This is a genomic window from Pedobacter kyungheensis, assembly GCF_000812965.1.
Taxonomy (GTDB): domain Bacteria; phylum Bacteroidota; class Bacteroidia; order Sphingobacteriales; family Sphingobacteriaceae; genus Pedobacter; species Pedobacter kyungheensis.
The window spans coordinates 115,272-135,786 of sequence record NZ_JSYN01000004.1 but is presented as its reverse complement, the minus strand read 5'-3'; the positions used below and the strand labels follow the sequence as shown (position 1 = coordinate 135,786).

At 41.0% G+C, this 20,515-nt stretch carries 12 protein-coding genes; 8 read left to right on the top strand and 4 right to left on the bottom strand.

Translation table 11 applies throughout. From position 1 onward, the window contains the following. Window positions 1–236: 236 nt before the first annotated feature. Complete coding sequence (locus tag OC25_RS04590; protein ID WP_167335361.1) at window positions 237–2,861, top strand: TonB-dependent receptor; 2,625 nt, start codon at window positions 237–239, stop codon at window positions 2,859–2,861. Window positions 2,862–2,968: 107 nt separating this feature from the next. Here OC25_RS04590 and ku read toward each other — a convergent pair whose 3' ends face one another. Both ku and ligD read right to left on the bottom strand, forming a co-directional pair. Further along, the gene (ku, locus tag OC25_RS04585) at window positions 2,969–3,739 is read right to left on the bottom strand and encodes a non-homologous end joining protein Ku (protein WP_039472265.1); all 771 of its coding nucleotides are present in this window, start codon (window positions 3,737–3,739) and stop codon (window positions 2,969–2,971) included. Window positions 3,740–3,997: 258 nt separating this feature from the next. After that, window positions 3,998–6,700 carry a DNA ligase D gene (gene ligD, locus OC25_RS04580; RefSeq protein ID WP_039472263.1) on the bottom strand — a complete coding sequence of 901 codons (2,703 nt, stop codon included), beginning with the start codon at window positions 6,698–6,700 and terminating at the stop codon, window positions 3,998–4,000. A gap of 584 nt (window positions 6,701–7,284) precedes the next feature. On the opposite strand from ligD, the gene OC25_RS04575 reads away from it, so the two are divergent. From OC25_RS04575 to OC25_RS04545, 7 genes are all read left to right on the top strand, one after another. After that, on the top strand, window positions 7,285–9,729 hold the full coding sequence (locus OC25_RS04575; RefSeq protein ID WP_039472261.1) for a glycoside hydrolase family 2 TIM barrel-domain containing protein: 2,445 nt from the start codon (window positions 7,285–7,287) through the stop codon (window positions 9,727–9,729). Window positions 9,730–9,863: 134 nt separating this feature from the next. Next, window positions 9,864–10,232 carry an ANTAR domain-containing protein gene (locus OC25_RS04570; protein ID WP_039472259.1) on the top strand — a complete coding sequence of 123 codons (369 nt, stop codon included), beginning with the start codon at window positions 9,864–9,866 and terminating at the stop codon, window positions 10,230–10,232. Between the two features lie 216 nt (window positions 10,233–10,448). Then, the gene (locus OC25_RS04565) at window positions 10,449–11,543 is read left to right on the top strand and encodes a sensor histidine kinase (RefSeq protein ID WP_039472257.1); all 1,095 of its coding nucleotides are present in this window, start codon (window positions 10,449–10,451) and stop codon (window positions 11,541–11,543) included. Then, window positions 11,540–12,295, top strand: coding sequence for a LytR/AlgR family response regulator transcription factor (locus tag OC25_RS04560; protein ID WP_039472256.1), 756 nt, complete (start codon window positions 11,540–11,542; stop codon window positions 12,293–12,295). Before OC25_RS04565 ends, OC25_RS04560 begins: the two co-directional genes overlap by 4 nt. A gap of 200 nt (window positions 12,296–12,495) precedes the next feature. After that, window positions 12,496–13,632 (top strand): efflux RND transporter periplasmic adaptor subunit, encoded by a 1,137-nt coding sequence (locus tag OC25_RS04555; protein ID WP_039472253.1) that lies wholly within the window; start codon window positions 12,496–12,498, stop codon window positions 13,630–13,632. Between the two features lie 38 nt (window positions 13,633–13,670). Further along, window positions 13,671–16,823, top strand: a complete 3,153-nt coding sequence (locus tag OC25_RS04550) for an efflux RND transporter permease subunit (protein ID WP_039472251.1) — start codon at window positions 13,671–13,673, stop codon at window positions 16,821–16,823. Next, window positions 16,820–18,232, top strand: coding sequence for an efflux transporter outer membrane subunit (locus OC25_RS04545; protein ID WP_209435564.1), 1,413 nt, complete (start codon window positions 16,820–16,822; stop codon window positions 18,230–18,232). Before OC25_RS04550 ends, OC25_RS04545 begins: the two co-directional genes overlap by 4 nt. Window positions 18,233–18,338: 106 nt before the next feature. On the opposite strand, the gene OC25_RS04540 is transcribed toward OC25_RS04545, so the two are convergent. Next, window positions 18,339–18,608 (bottom strand): SLAC1 family transporter, encoded by a 270-nt coding sequence (locus tag OC25_RS04540; RefSeq protein ID WP_039472246.1) that lies wholly within the window; start codon window positions 18,606–18,608, stop codon window positions 18,339–18,341. An 11-nt stretch (window positions 18,609–18,619) separates the two neighbouring features. Further along, entirely contained in the window at window positions 18,620–20,287 is a 1,668-nt protein-coding gene (locus OC25_RS04535; protein WP_039472243.1) for a molybdopterin-dependent oxidoreductase, read from the bottom strand. Window positions 20,288–20,515: the final 228 nt, after the last annotated feature.

Sequence of the window (20,515 nt, the reverse complement as noted above, 5' to 3'; positions counted from 1 at the left end):
CAATCATAATGTGTTAACAGGTAGCTTACATTCTAAGATTGCTTCCCCCCGTAAAAACAGGACAAACTGTCGACTGAAAAGCCGCCGTGTAATCACGATCCCCACCTCCATACATTACGCTTCGCTTTATCACATTTCCTTTACAGAACAATCGGTAACATGTTGATTACGCGCCACGGCTTTTAAATACCTGTGCCGTACCTTTATAGCACACAAATGTATTTATGAAGTTTTATATGAAGTCGGCTTGGCTGCTGATTCTCTTTGCGGGATTTTTCGTCAACAGCTATGCCCAGAATTATTCAATTAAAGGAACGGTACTCGATACCGCCGGACTCCCCCTTCCGGGCGCAGTGGTCAGAATTAAATCCAAAACCGATAGCATTGGCGTTTCGGCCAATAATGATGGAACTTTTACCATTGGCAAAATTAAATCGAAACAGTTTACACTTTCAGCCGCCTTTATTGGTTTTGATACCTTTAGCAAACAATATCAGATTGAAAAAGGCAATAGCCTTACGATTGAAAACATTAAATTAAAGCCTTCTTCCAATACGCTGGATGCAGTGGTGATTTCGGGTGTGCCGCCTGTAAAAGTAACCGAAGATACCGTGAGTTTTAATGCCAAAGCCTTTCCAGTGCGCGATGGTGATGCTGTAGATGAAGTGCTGAAAAAATTACCAGGTGTAAAAGTAGATAAAGACGGGAATGTAACCAGTCAGGGCTCGCCGATAACCAAAATACGGGTAAATGGAAAAGATTTCTTTGGAACGGATGTGGCTACAGCGATTAAAAACCTGCCGGCAGATATCATTAAAAACCTACAGTTTATTGATGACTACGGAGATCAGGCTAAATTGACCGGCATTAAAACCGGCGAACCAGAAAAGATATTGAACCTAACCATCCAGGAAGATAAAAAGAAAGGTTATTTCGCCCGTGCTTCGGCAGGTGTGGGTAATGCCGACCGCTATAACACGAGCCTCAGGGGTAACAGCATGAAAGGCGAACGTCAACTTTCGTTTGATGCTACCTCTGCCAATGCCAACATGCGTGGTGGTGGCGGCGATGGCGTAACTACCCGGAATGCTGTCGGATTAAACTTCAAAAATGAGTTTAGCCCTAAATTTTCGCTTGATGCCGGCTATAATTTCAATAACGACCGCAACAATACCATCAGCAGCACTTATACACAGAATATTTTACAAGGCGATGGGCAAAACATCAACCGTTTGGAAGATGCGCAAAACAATAACAAGAGTGATAATTACAGCCATTGGATGGGTGGTAACCTCGAGTATAAAATCGATACGATGAACTACTTGAAAATTTCGCCAAATTTTAACTACAACACCGGAATAGGTAACAGCACAGGTGGATCGCTGGTTACGCAAGATACTTTATTTACCCGACGCGAATCGACCAATGCAAACAGTTCGAACAGTTTTAGTGCCAAGACAAATGTTTTCTACAATCACAAATTCGCTAAAAAAGGCCGTAACCTGAGCAGCTGGGGTAACATCAACTACTCAAACAGCGGCAGCGACAGAAACGCTTACAATCAATACATCAATATCCTGGACAGTAAAACCGATTCGTTAATTCAAAATCAGCTGAACAATCAGGACAACAATAACCTGGGTTTAAATGTTGGCGTATCTTATATGGAGCCGCTATGGCATAAAACCTTTATCGAGGTAAACTACAACTGGAACCGTACTTCGACTAATAATGCTAAAGAGACATACGATGTAACCGCAGGCAACCAGGTTTTTAACCCACAGCTCAGCAATATTTACGATTACCAGTTTGTAACCAATAAAGTGGGGATGAATTACCGTTACATTGGCGAAAAGCTAAATTATACGCTGGGGCTTAATGCACAACCGGCTGTTTTAACCGGACAAAACCTCAGTCGTGATATTAAAACCGAAAACCGTACTTTTAACTTGATCCCATCAGGCAGGTTTTCTTATAAATTTTCTAACCAGCAATCTATTGATGTAAATTACTGGGGCAGAAACAATCAACCGGGCTTTTTGCAATTGCAACCCATTTCTGATAACTCCAACCTGCAAAATGTAATTACAGGAAACCCCGATTTGAAGCCTGAATTTGTACACAGTGTGAATGCCCACTATAAACAGGCAGACTGGAATGCGGGGAAGGTGATTCTGGCCAATTTCAGATACGAAAGAACTGACAATAAAATTGTAACCACAAAAGCACGTGTACCCGGTACCGTAAATCAGTTAACCAGCTACACCAATACCGATGGCTATTACACCATACAAGGCGATTATAATATCAGCAAACCACTTTCGGCTGAACGTAAATTTACCATCGGCTATTCAGGTTCAGGACAATTAAACAACAACATTTCGTTTACAGACGATAGCAGAATTGAAGCGCAAAACATTTCCTGGCGGCAGGAACTGGAGTTCAGAGTGGATCTGAAAGACATTACCAATTTCGAACTTCAAACAGCTTATTCTCAAAACCTGACCAGCTATTCGAATACAAGTTTTAGTAACCGCCAGTCGAATCGTTTTGAGTATGGTATTGAAGGCCGGAATTATTTCTTTAAAGCTCTTACATTGGGCTACGATTTCAGCAAGCAGATTAATACCGGATTTGATAACGGATCGGTACGTAATCCTACCCTGCTTCGTCTCTCGATGGAATATAAATTTATGAAAAACGACATGGCTGCTATCCGCGTAGAAGGATTTGACCTTTTTGATCAGAATTCTGGTATATCGAGAGATGTATTTGATAACGTAATTGTCGACAAGCAAGTAAACCGACTTGGCCGTTATTTTATGCTATCGCTGATTTACAGGGTACGCAAATTCGGCTAACTGGTCACAGATTCAATAAGAAAGATTAAAGCTGTAGCTTGCCTTGTGGCAGGCTACAGTTGTTTAAAGCCGGTATATTTTAGAATTATCCAGCACAACATTCAGCTTTAAGCGCCTTTTTTTGTGCCTAGACTTTCCATTAACTGATCGTAAAGATCGTCGCTTACCGCCTTTTGTGGTTTCATTTTCTTCACCGTAGCCCGCTTACCTTTGGCCTTAGCCTTTATAATTTTAAGCAGTTCATCGCTGTACTCATCTTTAAATGCGCCTAAATCAAAGGACGAGCTGTATTGCTTAATTAAAGCCAGTCCTACATCCATTTCCTTTTTAGTGATATTAATATCTCCTACTTTATTTATTTCAGATAAACTTCTGATTTCCTGCTGAAAACGAATTTTAGTAATCACAATTACATCATCCATGGGATGAATAACGCAAAGGTTTTCTGTATTGCGCAAAACAAAGCGAGCTACACCAGCCTTTTTCGATTTCACCAGGGCTTTTAACAATAAAGCATAAGCTTTTCTCCCCTGCTTTTCGGGCTCTGAATAATATGAAGTTTCGTAATATATTGGATTAATAGCCTCGATATCGACGAAATTCTCCAGCTCAATAATTTTTGTCTTTTCTGGCGATGCTTCTTCAAAATCATGTTTATCTAAAATGATATAACGATCTTTCAAAAAATACCCCTTTACAATTTTATCAAAGGGTACCTCTTTATGTGTCTTTTCGTTGACCCGCATAAACCTGATTTTCTCATGATCTCGTTCATCCAGCATATCTAAATCCAGGTGACTGTTTTCGACACCCGAAAATAATTTAACCGGAATATTAACCAGCCCAAATCCAATTGAACCTTTCCAGATTGATCTCATCTTAATAAATTTAACTTCACTACTAACAGTCTGGCAAAGCCGATTGTTTTGTGATCTCACTGGTTGGTGGCGCACCAATCAGCTCAGTGATCGTATTTCGGTTGGTGAGTCACCAACCGATAAGAAAATATGATCGTCTTCCTGAACTTGTTTCAGGACCTCTCGTTTTAATGATCCTATTCAAGATTGAAGAGATGCTGAAACACCCGTCCGACTGGCCGGGCGGAAGTTCAGCATGACGTAGTGGGGTAATAGAAACTACTGAAATTGATCCTTAGCTTTTTGAATGGCCTTTTTCAGATCAATACCTTTACCCAGCACACCTTTAAAAAGATCGCCTTTTTCTTTTAGCCTAGCCATGGTATTAAAAATGGTAAAATCTTTCATTTTCAAGCCTGGTTTAACTTCATCCCAATCCAATGGCATAGAAACCGTTGCACCAGGCTTTGGTCTTACCGAATATGGTCCGGCGATGGTTGCACCCGGACGATTTTGTAAAAAATCGAGGTACATTTTCCCTTTGCGGGCGGCAATGCTGCGTTCGAGCGTCGTAAACTCGGGCAAAGCGGCATGAACGGCTTCCACTATAATCCTTGCAAAAAGCTGTGTTTGTTCGTAGGTATACTTTGCCCCCATCGGAATATAGATGTGAATTCCGGTTGATCCCGAAGTTTTAGGAAAACTGGGTACATCAATGGCATCGAGCACCTCTTTTACCTGAAGTGCGGCTACAATTACCTGATCAAAATCCTGCTGATCGGGATCAAGATCTATCACACAATAATCCGGATAATCGGGCTTTTTAGCACGCGAAAACCAGGGATTGATTTCAATACAACCCAGTGATACCATCCACAAGAGTGTAGCCAGATCGTTGCCTAACAAGTATTCTTTCTCTTCGCCATCGCCGGTTGAGTAAGGAAAAGTTTTTGCCCATTCAGGAGCTTTTCCCTTAACATCTTTCTGGTAAAAAGGCTTTCCTTTTATCCCACCCGGAAAACGGTTTAAAGATTGCGGTCTATCTTTTAAATAAGGCAACATATACTCCGATACTGCAGCATAGTAATTTAACAAATCGCGTTTGGTAATGCCCTCACCAGGCCAGTAAACCTTAGAAAGGTGATTAAATTCAAGCGTTTTACCCTTTATTTTAAGCTCTTGTCTGTCGCCTTTGTCACTTAACAAGTTATCAGCATTCATTTTTGATATTTCTTTATTGTCTAATTTTTTATCTTCAGCCTGCTTAACTATTTCTTTAACTGTTTCAGCTTGTTCCCTTACCACTTCTGTAGCCTTTTTATCTTCGCGCATTCCTTTGAACGAAGGATGCCTGAACACCCCATCGCTTGTAATTTCGGTAAACTCTACCTCGGCAACCAGTATCGGTTTCATCCAGATTATCTCTGCATTGGGTTGCATGTATTGAAATCGCGAGCGCTTATTTACATCAGGAATAACCTCAAAAGGGCTTTTCCTCGTAATATAAGGTTCAAACAATTTCATCAGCTCCTTTTGATCCTGATTAGAAAAACCTGTGCCTACCTTGCCAGCAAATGTTAATTTACCTTTTTTATACACTGCTAATATGAGCGAACTGAAAGATTTGGAAGTGTCTTTGTTTTTGGTAAAACCAGCAATCACCACTTCCTGCCTTTTATTGATTTTTATTTTAAGCCAGTCTTTGGATCTGCTATTTATGCTATAAACGGAAGATTTACGCTTGGCCATAATTCCTTCTAGCCCGATCTTCTTAGCAGCTTCAAAAAATGCTGTTCCGTTGGTATCAAAAACTTTGGAAATGCGGATGCGATCGTTATTTTGAGGTAATATTTCATTCAATATCGCCTGTCTTTCAACCAGCGTAAGGCCGGTAAGGTCCTTTCCTTTATACCACAAAATATCGAAAACGCAATAAGTTAATGCACCGTCGGCTTCACTCCGCCAGTTTTGCAGTTGACCAAAATTCGAAATGCCTTTTTCATTCAGCACCAATACTTCTCCATCCAAAACGGCGTTTAGTTTCAGCGATTTTAAGAGCTCATAAACAGGATAAAATTTTTCGTTAAATGATTTTTTGTTTCTCGAAAGCAGTTCTACTTCATCTTTATTCAAGAAAGCAAGTGCGCGATACCCATCCCACTTCACTTCATATTGCCAGTCTGCATCATCAAAAGGGCTATCCACCAGCGTGGCCAACATGGGTTTTATATTTTTTAAAATGACCGATTTAGGTGCCCCTTTAAGCAATTTAGCCGGATCGGGATTTTCGTCCTGCAGATCAGCAGATTCCGGATCACTTTTAACTTTTTTTTTAATCTTTACGGCTTTGGCCAGCTTTTCATCACTAATAGTTTGTGCTTTACCCGATTTCCATACCTTTTGACTGGTTTTCTCCATCACCGCAATAGTCTTTCCCGAAAGTACCGATTCATCCAGTTTCGTGACATCCTTTTTAGTGGCAAATTCATCATCATGTTTAATCAGCAGCCAGGCATTTTCGCCCATGCCTTTAGTTTTTACCAAAGCAAATTCCCCGTTTAATTTTTGCCCGTGTAAACGTACTTTAACAGATCCCTTAGCCAGTTCTTTAAGCAAATTATTTTCCTGGGCTTTTTTTCCTTTTATATCTTCTATCGTTTCGTACCAACCCTGATCCCAAACAATTACGGTTCCGCCACCATATTCTCCTTTCGGAATAATGCCTTCAAAATTGCGATAATCGAAAGGATGATCTTCTACCATCATGGCCAGGTGTTTAATTTTAGGATCGAGTGAAGGCCCTTTGGGTACAGCCCAACTTTTTAAAACCCCACCCATTTCCAACCGGAAATCGTAGTGGAGCCTCGAAGCATCGTGCTTTTGAACCACAAACATTAATCTTTTGCTGTCTTTACTCATCCCAGCCTTAGGTTCGGTGGTCTTTTTAAAATCTCGTTTTTGATTGTACGCCTGTAAACTCATTATCGTTTATTTTAAACTGGCCGAAATGCCTGTTAAAGAAACCTTTGTGAGCAGATATTGGTTTTTAAAATGTGATAATTCAATTTTCTGAGCAATGTGAGCTGATTATTTAAATGGGTAAAAAATGACTATTTACTATTTTTTTACTCTTTTTTGCTCTTTTTTTACTAATTGTCTTTTTAATGTCATTTGAAGTTTATATCTTGAAAACCTAAACTAAAACTTCATGGATGACAGAACCAACCTAATCATCGGCGTATTCTCACTACTTTCTGGTTTCGGTATTTTGATCGAATTACTTCGTAACAAAGGCCGAGAAAGGCGGTTTTAAGTTTAAAGGGCCGAATAGATTAGTTTATTCGGCTCCAAAAACACTTTATTCTTCGTCTGGTTAAGCTCCATCAGTTTTCTGCCCCTCTTCTCCAAATCCACAACAAAACAGCCATTTCCTATATTTTCAATAAACAATCCTAATCCTGCTAAGGCGTAATGGTTTAGCCCATATTTGATTTTATTATTTTTAAACGTGCATATAACGTTTATTATTTATATCTTCATGCCAACCAAGTATAAATCAACCTCCCATGAAAAAATCTTTCCGTTCTGGTTTTAATTGTGTAACGCTAATTGTCCTCCTTATTTTTTTAACACACAATTCGGGTGCACAACAAAACTTTAATGCCGATAAACAGCTTTTTGATTATGGCTGGAAATTTAGCCTGGCTAACCAAACCGATGATTACAGTGCTCCTGCTTTTGACGATCGAAAATGGCGTGGGCTCGATTTGCCTCACGACTGGAGTATTGAAGGCAAAATGGAAGCCAAAAATCCAATGGGAAACGATGGTGGTTATTTTCCGGCAGGGATTGGCTGGTATCGTAAAACATTTTCTTTGCCAGCCAGTGCAAAAAATAAACGCATATCTGTTTATTTTGAAGGCGTTTACATGAATGCCGAAGTTTTCATCAATGGTAAATCGCTGGGTGTTTACCCTTATGGTTATTCAGCTTTTAGTTACGATTTGAGTCCTTATTTGAAATATGGTGCTAAAAATACCATCACCGTTCGGGTTGATAACGCCCAACAAAAAAACTCACGCTGGTATAGCGGATCAGGAATTTACCGTCATGTGTGGCTGGTGAGTAAAGATCCGGTTCACATCGATCAATGGGGCGTTTTTATTACTACACCAAAGGTAAGCAGCAACAAAGCCACCGTTCAGGTAGCAGCTAAACTTAAAAATGATACCGATATGCCTAAAAATGTTGCCTTATCTATTTCGCTCTTTGATAAAACCCACAAAAAAGCAGCTACAAAGATTGTTCAGGTTAACATAAACCCCAATAGTTTTAAGGAGGTAACTGAGCAAATTGAAGTGAAAAACCCAGACTTATGGGCTATTCAAACCCCAGATTTATATCAGGCAGAGGTTGAAATAAGAAGAGATAAAAAGCTCTTAGACAAGGTAACTCAGCCATTCGGCATCCGCTCAATAAATTTCAGTGCTACCAAAGGATTTGAACTGAATGGCCAAAACATCAAACTAAATGGTGGTTGTGTACATCACGATAATGGCAGTTTGGGTGCAACAGCTTTTGATCGCGCCGAGGAAAGAAAAGCTGAGCTGTTAAAATCCGCAGGATTTAATGCCGTTCGCACTTCACATAACCCACCATCAGAAGCCTTTTTAGCAGCCTGCGATAAACTGGGGCTCCTCGTAGTTGATGAAGCCTTTGATGGCTGGCGTACGGGCAAAAACAAGTATGATTATGCTTTATATTTTAACGATTGGGCAGCACTTGATGTGGCCGCAATGGTTAAACGCGATCGTAACCATCCCTCAATCATTATGTGGAGCATTGGTAATGAAATTATTGAACGCAAAGAACCGCAGGCGATAGAAACAGCCAAACTCCTTTCAAGCTATGTAAAAAAACATGACACTACAAGACCGGTTACTTCGGCCATGACTACCTGGGATAAAGATTGGGCCATGTTTGATCCGCTAATGGCAGCGCACGATGTAGCCGGATACAATTATCAATTACACCATGCAAAGGCAGATCATGAGCGGGTGCCCTCACGCATTATTGTACAAACAGAATCTTATCCCAGAGATGCCTTTGCCAACTGGGCGTTGGTACAGCAAAACAGCTACATTATCGGCGATTTTGTTTGGACAGCCATGGATTATTTGGGCGAATCGGGCATTGGGCGCTATTTTTACCCCGGAGAATTGGAAGGGCAGCATTGGGAACGCGATCTTTTTCCGTGGCATGGTGCCTATTGCGGTGATATTGACTTAACAGGCTGGCGAAAACCCATTTCGCACTACCGGAGCATGCTTTATAATGATAACGAACAAATTTACCTCGCAGTAAAAGAGCCCAATCCACTTAATGGAGGTGTAATTAAAGAAACCATGTGGTCGGTTTGGCCGACCTGGGAAAGCTGGACCTGGCCGGGTTACGAAGGCAAAGCAATACAGGTAGAAATTTATGCCAAATACCCCGCTGTACGCCTTTACCTCAACAACAAACTAATCGGCGAAAAGGAAACTACCGCCAAACAGGAGTTTAAGGCTGTATTTTCCATTCCTTATCAACCAGGCGAGCTAAAAGCTGTAGGTGTAGTTAACGGCAAAGAAACAACAGCCTCAATTTTGAAAACTGTTGCAGCGGCTTATAAAATCAGGTTAAAAGCTGATAGAAACAGGCTATTGGCTAATGGACAAGACCTCTCGTTTATCACTGCAGAAATAGTAGATAAGGATGGGAATATCAAACCTGATGCAAACAATACGCTGACTTTTAAATTAACAGGGGCAGCAAGCCTGGCAGCCACAGATAATGCCAATCTGAAAGACATTACACCTTATACTTCAAATACCAGAAAGGCCTGGAATGGCAAGGCTTTGGCTATTGTAAAGAGTACGCACACTACCGGAAATATTAAGCTGCAGGTGAGTTCGCCAGGACTTCCCGATGCATTTTTAGATCTCACATCCATTCAAAATGGCATCAAATAAACAGATCAAATCATAAAGCGTAACACTTATAATACCCCATAAATTCGTTTTGTAAATTAATTTTGACTATATTGTAATATCCTTAAAATATTCCCCCCGGAGGCGGAGGATTTATCTTTTTCGGAGGACTACCCATGAAAAAGATATTTCTATATGAGCCCGACGTGGCTATTTTCGAAATTATTAGTCTGATATTAACCGAAGAAGGCTGTCAGGTAAAAAATCTTCCTTACTGGGATAGCGATTTAACTACTGCCGTGGTAAGCTATACACCAGATTTGGTAATAATGGATTGTTTTCAAGACTTGCTCCGACCGGCCAGATTATGTAGATTAATCAGCGTTTTATGCCCGCAAACCGGCCTTATTGCCACAAGCTGTAATCCGGATATAGATTTGACTTACCGTAAAATGGGTTTCGATGCTTATTTACGCAAACCATTTGATATTGCGCAGCTTAGCACACTGGTAAGCCGATATGTAACACAAACTGCGGGTTGTTAGATCATTGCCATTATCTTTTTATAAGCAACATGGAGCACAATCTGCCTCAGTAAGCCATATCAACGCTTCAGTGGTAAAGAAAACCACCAGAGCAGAAAAAAAAGCAGATATCAGCCAAAAAAAACGAAATTTGGATTCAGATAAATGATTTGCCAATCGGTAATTGAGGTATCCTGCAATTATCAGTTGTGGTAATGAACTGATATCGGCATCATTATGAAGATAATTGACATCTATTTTAGTAATAAAGGCAAACGAATCATGATCGTGATTTTTGCTTTTATTATGTTTTACCTGGTATCTTATGTACTCAATCCCTATTCGAGGTGGTGGGTAGAATATATCAATTCATCATACTATGAAATTCTGGGCGAAATGACTATCACCTTCTTATTCTGTGTGATTATGTCAGAATCGAGCATTTTTATGCATAAGCTGCTAAATAAACGCTTTCCCTGGACCCAGGCCCCGCTTAAACGACTTTCGATAGAAACCATTGCCAATATTATATTGGTGCTGATTCTTATTTTTTTTCAGGTTTTAATCCATATCGCCTTAAGCGGTGAAGAAAAAAGGGAAATGTCTCCGCAAGACCTCACTGATTTTGCCCAGTTTATTGTGGTAAGCATACTCATTGGATTAATGATTAGCGGAATCAATACTGGCAATTTCCTGATCATGAACTGGAAAAGTTCGGCGATGGAAGCACTTGAAAATAAAGTAAAAGCAGCACAGCACGAGCAAGCTGCTGCCGAAGCCGAATTACTGGCCTTGAAACTGCAAATCGACCCTCATTTTGTTTTTAATAACCTGAGCGTGCTTTCCGAATTGATACTTGAAGACCAGCAACTGGGTTATGAATACGCCGAAAACTTCTCTAAAGTGTATCGCTACCTCTTACTCAATGCCAAAAAAGATCTAATTAGCCTGGCCGACGAGATTAAATTCATCCATGCCTATATTTTTCTTTTACAGCAAAGAGCCGGCACAGGTGTTCAGTTTAATATTGAAATTGATCCGGCATTGAACCACCTGCGTATACCACCATTAACTTTACAGCTGCTGATTGAAAATGCGTTAAAACACAATAAATTACTGAAAGACGACCCTTTAAAAATTTCAATAAAAGGCACCGATTCTGAAGAATTAACGGTTAGTAATGGAATTAAAGCACTGGACAGGAAACCAGTTTCAGCGGGTATTGGTCTGGATAATATTAAAAAGAGATATCGGTTACTGGGGAAAGCATTACCCACAATTGTACAAGATTCGCAGCAGTTTACGGTAATTGTTCCACTTATTAAATTATGATTAAAAATATTCTAATCGTTGAAGATGAAAAACCAAATGCCGATCGTTTAAAAAGATTGATTGGCATTGTACGTCCAGATATTGCTATTTTGGATGTATTGGGGAGCGTATCTGAAAGTATGGCCTGGTTATTAAAAAACGATTGTCCAGACCTGATTATGATGGATATCCGATTATCAGACGGCTTGAGTTTTGAAATTTTAGAGCAAACTAATCTTAAATGTCCGATTATTTTCACCACGGCCTATGATGAATATGCGGTGAGGGCATTTAAATTCAACAGTGTCGATTACATTCTGAAACCGATTGATCAGGATGAACTGGCATTGGCTATTGAGAAAGTGGAGGAGCGAAATTTACCAGACCCGATGATTGCAGTTCAAAACCTGCTTAACCATTTAGATCGCAAGTCCTATAGAAGTCGTTTTCTTCTTCCCTATCGTGATGGTTTTAAAACGCTTTTGGTAAATGAAGTTGCTTATTTTTATGTTGAATTAAAAATTACAAGGGCGTTTTTGAATAATTCTACTGAAGAAAACCTGGGTCAAACTCTGGAAGAGCTGGAACAACAGCTCGATCCTAAACAATTTTTCAGGGCTAACCGCCAGTTTATCATTAACATTGATGCGGTACAAAACATCCACAATTATTTTAATGGCAAACTAAAAATTAAGCTAAAGCACAATCCGGAAGCCGAGGTAATTGTTAGCCGCGAAAAGGCGCAGCAATTTAGAAACTGGATGGATTATTAATTAAAGAACAACCACACAAAGGACTTTCTTCTAACCAAAAATCGCGCTTCGCACTATTAGCCAATTGCCCGATCCTGCCGCATAGTTTCAGCCATTGTTTCCTACGATTCAGCAGCAAATTCTTCCGTTTCGGTCAATTATTCAGCCTCGCGCGTTTAATTTCTTTGTCTTTTTGCCATACAATCAAATCTTAAAAAAGAATGGCAATAACTTATAAGCAAATAAAAGCTAGCCTGTACAATATTTTGGCAATAAGCACCATTGCTTTAGTGGCCGCCTGTGGCACTAGCGCAAACGATAATGCAATGCAACAGGAAGCCAGCCCTGAAGTAGAATTTATTACTTTAAGTACAGGAAATGCGGGTATAGAAAAAAAATATCCCGGTACTATTGAAGGCAAAGTAAATGTTGACATTAAAGCACAGGCTACGGGGTATCTGGCTGCTATATATGTAAAGGAAGGCGATTACGTTAAAAGCGGGCAAACGCTTTTCCGCATTAAAGGTGATGCACTAAATGCACAAATAAGCAATAACGAGGCTGCTTTGAGTGCGGCTTTGGCCAATCAGGCAACGGCAAAACTGGAGGTTGAAAAAATTAAACCTTTAGTAGCAGGCAAAGTAGTTACCGATGTACAGCTACAAACTGCCGAATCGAACTATAAAGCCACTGTAGCCGCTGTTGCGCAAGCTAAGGCAGCCCTTAACGCTGCAAAAATTAATGCCGATTTTTCGGTAATAAAAGCACCAGTTAGCGGTTATATTGGCCGTATTCCTAACCGCATTGGAAATTTAGTGACTCCTGCTGATGCAAATCCAATGACTACGCTTTCTGAAATCGATGAAGTATATGTTTATTTTGCCATGAGCGATGCCGATTATCTGCGCATACTTAAAGGGGGTAAAAGCAATAGCGAAAAAATAACCGGGGTTGACCTTATCCTCTCTGACGGAAGTTTATATGGGATAAAAGGAAAATTAGAAACCGCAAGTGGAAATATCGACAGAACAACCGGAACCATTGCTATGAAAGCTATTTTCCCTAATCCAGATAAGTTTTTACGCTCAGGAGGCTCGGTACGCGTAGTAATTAATACCGCACTCAGTTCGGTTATGACTATCCCGATGGCCAGTGTTAAAGATATACAGGATAAGTTTTTTGTATACACCCTCGGCGATAGCAATAAAGTGAACATGCAGCCCATGGAAATTGCCGGCAAATCAGGTCAAAATTACCTGGTTAAAAGCGGACTAAAATCGGGCGATCGGATTGCAACAAACAATATCGAAATCCTGGCGCAGGGAATGGTTGTTAAGCCAAAAGTTGCCAGGCCCTAGCGCAATCATATCCAATATTAAATTTTAGAATTTATTTTATGTTAAAGAATATAATCGATAGACCAGTAATGGCTACCGTAATCTCTATTGTGCTCGTTATTTTGGGTATAATTGGTTTGACCAGATTATCGGTAACCCGTTTTCCGGATATTTCGCCTCCTACGGTTTCGGTAAGTGGCTCTTATCCTGGCGGCAATAGCGAAGCGGTAATCAGATCGGTGGTAACACCTTTAGAAGAACAGATTAACGGTGTAGAAGATATGCAGTACATCAAATCTACTGCAAGTAATGATGGGTCATTCTCCATAAGCATTATTTTTAAGCAAGGTGTAAATGTTGATCAGGCTGCTGTAAATGTACAAAACAGGGTACAGCAAGCTACACCAAAGCTTCCTCAGGAAGTAATCAGGATGGGGCTTACCACTTCTAAGCAACAAAACAGCATGATTATGATCTTCAACCTGTATAGCGAAGACCATGCAAAATATGATGAATTGTTTTTGCAGAATTATGCCAACATTAACCTTATTCCGCAAATTAAACGTGTACCGGGTGTAGGCCAGGCACAGGTTTTCGGAGCGAAAGATTATTCGATGAGAATTTGGTTAAATCCGCAGAAAATGGCGAATGCAGGCCTGGTTCCTGCTGACATTAAAGCAGCAATTGCCGATCAGAGCTTAGAAGCAGCCCCAGGGAAACTGGGGGAAGAATCAGACGCTGCACTTGAATACGTGATGCGTTACAAAGGCAAGAAAAACCTGCCCGAACAGTACGAAAACATGGTGATAAAAAACCAAAAAGGCAATGTACTGCGTTTAAAAGAAGTAGCCAGGGTAGAATTTGGTTCCATTTCTTACAGTGGAGATAATAAATCGAACGGAAAAAACGCGGTTACACTGGCCATTTTACAAACTACCGGTTCTAATGCCAACGAAATAGAAATTGGTGTAAGGGCTGAGCTTGAGCGATTATCGAAATCTTTTCCTCCGGGTATTAAATATTATACCTTAATGAGCACCAAAGAACGTTTAGATGAAGCTACAGGTCAGGTTAAATCGACATTGATAGAAGCATTTATATTGGTATTCATTGTTGTATTTCTTTTCCTTCAGGATTTTAGATCGACCATTATACCAGCCATTGCAGTTCCGGTGGCCATTATTGGTACTTTTTTCTTCCTGCTTGTATTTGGCTTTACCATTAATATTTTAACCCTTTTTGCACTGGTGCTGGCCATAGGTATTGTTGTAGATGATGCCATTGTGGTGGTAGAGGCAGTACATAAAAAAATGGAAGGTTCGGATATGACCGGGCGCGAAGCCACACGTTCGGCCATGAGCGAAATTACGGGTGCCGTAATATCCATCACCCTGGTTATGTCGGCAGTATTTATTCCCATTGGCTTTATGACCGGATCTGCCGGAATATTTTACAAGCAATTTGCTTATACGCTGGCCATTTCTATCATTATTTCGGCAGTTAACGCTTTAACGTTAACCCCTGCCCTTTGTGCACTTTTCTTAAAGAACAATCATGATGGGCATGACCAGCATAAAAAGCAAAAACAAAATTTTTCGCAACGCTTCTTTACCGGCTTCAATTCAGCTTTTAACCGGTTAACAAACCGGTACACCGATGGTTTAAAATTCCTTACGAGATATAAATGGTTTGCTGGCGGATTAACCCTGGCAATTATCGCTCTTGCAGGCTGGATGATGATGACGACCCCTAAAAGTTTTGTACCGATGGAAGATGATAGCTTTATTGTATATAGTTTAAGCATGCCTGCCGGAACAGCGCTAAACCGCACAACAGCCACAGTTGCTAAAATCGACAAGCTATTAAAAGAGGTAGAAGCTGTTGACAATAATACCAATATTACTGGTTTTAACATCCTGAGCAATAGTGCAGGCCCATCATACGCCATGGGTTTTGTAAAGCTTAAAGCGCCTAAAGAACGTGGTGCTGTTAAGGATATTGATGCCGTAATGGGAATTATTACAGGTAAGCTGGCCTCTGTAAAAGATGGACAGGTTATGGCCTTCCGTATGCCTCCGGTTGAAGGTTTTGGAACAACCGCTGGTGCAGAAATTGTGCTGCAGGATCGACTTGGCCGCAATATGGCTTCCTTAAAATCGCAGGCCGATAAATTAATCGGTCAGATTATGCAGCAACCGGGCGTTCAGTATGCTTATACCACATTCAGGGCCGATTACCCGCAACTGGAACTTGAGGTTGATGAAGATAAAGCCAAACAAATGGGCGTTAGCATTGCCGGATTGCTGGATGCTGTGCAGGTTTACTTTGCAGGCGATCAATCTGCAGATTTTTCGAGATTTGGAAAATTTTACCGGGTAAGTATTAAAGCCGATGGTATTTTCAGAACAGATGAAGATGCTTTTAACGAAATATTTGTTAAAAATGACCAGGGCGAAATGGTTGCTGCAAAAGCTTTGCTTTCCTTACAAAAAGTGTATGGTCCGGAATCGGTAAACAGGTACAACTTGTACAATGCTGTTACCATTAACGTAAGTGCTGCCCCGGGTTTCAGTAATGGCCAGATTATGGAAACGCTGGAGAAAGTATTAAATAAGCTCCCATCCGATTACAGCTACGAATGGACAGGATTAAGTTTGGAAGAAAAAGCCTCAGGCAACCAAACTGTAATGATATTTGGTCTGTGTTTATTGTTTGTGTACTTCCTACTGGCTGCCCAATATGAAAGTTATCTGTTGCCATTGGCGGTATTACTATCTATACCAACAGGTGTAATTGGTGCTTTTGCCGGTATAAAACTGGCTGGTTTAGACAATAATATTTATGTGCAGGTTGGTTTAATTATGCTGGTTGGTTTGCTGGCAAAAAATGCAATCTTAATCGTCGAATTTGCAGTACAACGCCGTCAGTCAGGCCTTTCTATTGTAAACGCAGCTTATGAAGGTGCAAAAGAAAGATTGCGCCCAATTATCATGACTTCATTAGCTTTTATCGCTGGGATGATTCCCCTGATGACTGCTACCGGAGGAACTGCTACCGGAAATAAATCAATCAGTTTTGGTGCAGCATTCGGTATGTTTAGCGGGGTAATTTTAGGATTATTCATCATCCCTATGCTGTTTATGCTCTTCCAGTTCCTTCAGGAGAAAGTTTCGCGCAAAACTCAAATACAAAAAGCAGACATCGTATCATGAAAACAACATTAAAACATCTTATACCTGCACTGGCTATTGTTACTTTACTGGCATCATGTGCCGTAGGTGGCAAATATAGCCGACAAACGCTTTCAACGCCAGCGCAATACCGGAATCAGATTAGCTTAACCGGCGATACAGTACTGCTTCCGTGGAAATCTTTTTTTAAGGAGCCCCAACTCAATCTGCTTATTGAAAACGCTCTTAATAAAAACTCCGAAGTGGCTACTGCCTTGTTAACTATGGAACAACTTGATCTGGCTTTTAAACAAGCCAAACTATCTATATTGCCAACACTTAACCTCGCAGTAAGCGCAAACCGCAGTTTTCAATCTAAAAACTCACTCAATGGTTCACTTTCAGGCCAGTTTGTAAGCACCAGTTACATTGATGATTACAATGCCAATTTACAATTGGCCTGGGAAGCCGACATTTGGGGAAAGGCTGCGATGCGCAAAAGTGGTGCAATGGCCGAGTACCTGGCTCAAAAAGAAAATATTGCCGCAGTAAAAACCAAAATTATAGCACAGGTTGCAAAGGCTTATTATAACCTGATTGGCCTTGATGAGCAATTACGCATAGCGAAAAGAAATGTACAATTAAGCGACAGTACGCTTAGCATGCTAAATCTGCAATACCGTGCCGGGCAGGTAAACTCGCTGGCAGTTGAGCAGGTTAAAGCACAGCAAAAAACAGCTGAACTTTTAGTACCACTTGTGCAAAAAAATATAGAGATGCAGGAGCATGCGCTTAGCATATTGTGTGGAGAATATCCCGACGCGGTAAAACGCTCGGGTACATTAGCCAGTGTGGCTCCGGATGCCATTTTTGCAACAGGTGTTCCTGCTATGCTTTTATCGCGCAGGCCTGATTTAAAAGCAGCCGAATTGCTGGTAAGGTCGGCAAATGCCAAAACCGGATTAGCCAAAGCAGCCATGTATCCGTCAATAAGCCTTTCAGCACAATCGGGATTAAATGCGTTCAATATCAAAAACTGGTTTAATATTCCGGGTTCGATATTTAATACTCTTGCTGCGAACCTGACGCAACCTGTTTTTCAGAAAGCAGAATTAAAAACAGCTTATCAAACTGCGCTCCTTGAACAGCAAAAATCGGTTATAACATTTAAACAAACCATGTTAACAGCTGTTGCTGAAGTTTCTGATGCCATGAGCCAATCGGTACATGCAGACGAAAGGCTGGCTTTGATTGATGCTAAATCGGCCTCTTTGAACAAGGCTAATAAAGATGCCTTATTGCTTTATAAAAGTGGCATGGCCACCTATCTTGAGGTTATTACAGCACAAAATAATGCCCTGCAAAACGATCTGGAAGCCATTTCAATAAAACAGGAAAAGCTTACCGCCCTAACTGATTTGTACCGGGCACTGGGTGGCGGAATAGAATAACCGGATAGTTCAATTAAAATGGGATAAATCTTCCCATTTTAATTGTTATTTGTTTTAGTGCCATCAGGATTCGGTCTGGTAAATAGTTTAGCCCAAAAACCTATCATCACCACGCACAGCTAGCAGCAATAATCGTTAAAAAACCAGGGCCACGCTCGTAGCTATGAAAATCGGCCTTAATGTCTGCATAAAACCGAACCAAACGGTATAAGTTCGCGACAATTAATGTGCAGAAAATTACCAGATTAAAAAACAGGAAAACTTTAGCCGGCAAAGGCCAGCCATGTAAAGAAATGCCTATACCAATAATTCCCATAGCCATGACCATCGAAAAATAAGCTGGTGGCATTTCTTTGATCCGTTGTGCTAAGCTCATGTTGTACAGATTTAGGTATTGGCCAGTAAATCGAAATATTCATCATCTTCGTTTTTGCCTCCATAGCCCTTACCTACCGTGGTGTGAGAGGTAACAAACTCGATTCGCGCAATCCACTTCACCATTTTATATCCCAGTTGGTTTTCTACCCGCAAACGTAAGGGAGCACCATAAAGCTCGGTTAAAGGTTCGTAATTCATTTCCCATGCCAGCAATGCACCCGGTTTCAGGCAGTTATCGAGCGTATGGGTATCGTAATAATCTCCGCCATACAATCCTTCACCAAAAGAATAAAATACAACTGTTTGAACAGAAGGATGTGGTTTAACCACTTCAATGAGTTTACGCATAGGTAAACCACCCCATTCAGCAATGCCCGACCAGCCCTGAATACAATGGTGCATGGTGATATTTTCATCCTGCCCTAGTTTTTTTAACTCAGCCAGCGAAAACTCCATAGGATTGTCTACCAAACCGCCTACCTTAAGTTTAAAATCCTGAAAGTTATTGGCGGCAAGTGCTTTCCACTCTGCCGATTCAGGCACTTTGCCGTTGGCCCAAAAGTGGGGTGTAATGTCTTCTTTGCGATAGACCAGTTTAGGTTTAAGCTTGTTAATGGTTTTCTCCCAAAGCGTACCGTTAATTAAAGCCTGCAACCGTTGCAATTGCCTTGGCCGATGCCACGAGAACCAATGCGCAAACACGGCAAACAAAACCAGAAAAATAAGAAAACCAATACCAAAGTACAAGCCGGTTTGGTCGGTTTCGCTATCCGTTCCATTAACAATGTGGTTCATATTTCTAACCAAACCCGTTGCTACAACCATTGCTACATGGACCACCAGAAAAGCCAGATAAGCCAGCATCACCAGAAAATGAACTGAACGCGCACCTTGCCGGTTGATAAAAATTTTGGGAAACCAGTGGAAACGGTTTTCAATTGCCGGCGACATGGCCATACCACTCAACATGGCAATGGGTGCGAGTAAAAAAACCACGGCGAAATAAGATACCTGCTGCAGGGCATTGTATTGGTAAAAGCCATTCGGTTCTACAGGCATATTGAAAGTGGCATAATGTACAAACACACTCCACGAATCGGGGATAATGCTCCACGAGGTAGGCACCAGTTTACGCCACTGATCAGTCGAAAACAGTAAGACAATAAAAATAACCCCGTTGAGCAAGAAAAACGGCACATTGATAAAGTGCCAGCAACGCGCCAGGCCTACGGTGTGCCTGTACCCGGGCAAACCCAATACCGGACTAATGTAACGCGCATCTTCTTTTGCTGTCCACACCTTCCCTTCCGGAATATTTAAGGGGGTAAATTTGGCCCATTCAGACCCGGGGGTACAACTGTTGTTAAAATATAAGCGCGGATGATCGGCCAGTATAGAAAGGCCACTCCTGATAATGGTAATTAGGAAAAAGAAGTTTACCCAATGGCTTAACCTTAGCCACCACGGAAAGCCAATAGCCAGCTTTTCTTTGGGCACAGGGATGAGCCCCGGATCGGCCGGTAAACCCCAGATTAAATACTGCAACCAGGCAACACCCATTGTAGCGATCAGTAAAATAGCTAAAACGTACCACACTTGTGGTTTTAATCCAATAAAAGTTCTTCGATCGGCGGGGTAGTGAACGGCTTGTTCTGCAGCAGAAAAATTCGGGATCATGGCGCAATTTTAAGGAAGATGAACGTTTTTTTATGAATGATAAAAGCCTGACTTAACCGGATATTTCACCCTTTTTTAATTGCCAGCAGCTTTACAAGCCTGAAATTAGCTAAATAAATCCAAAAATCTCAGGGTTTACCTGCCAAAAAACCAAAAAGCATGGTGTTGATTGATGTAGGATCGTTAAATTTGCCCCCCGAATAAAGCAGCCTCAATTGGCTGAAATAC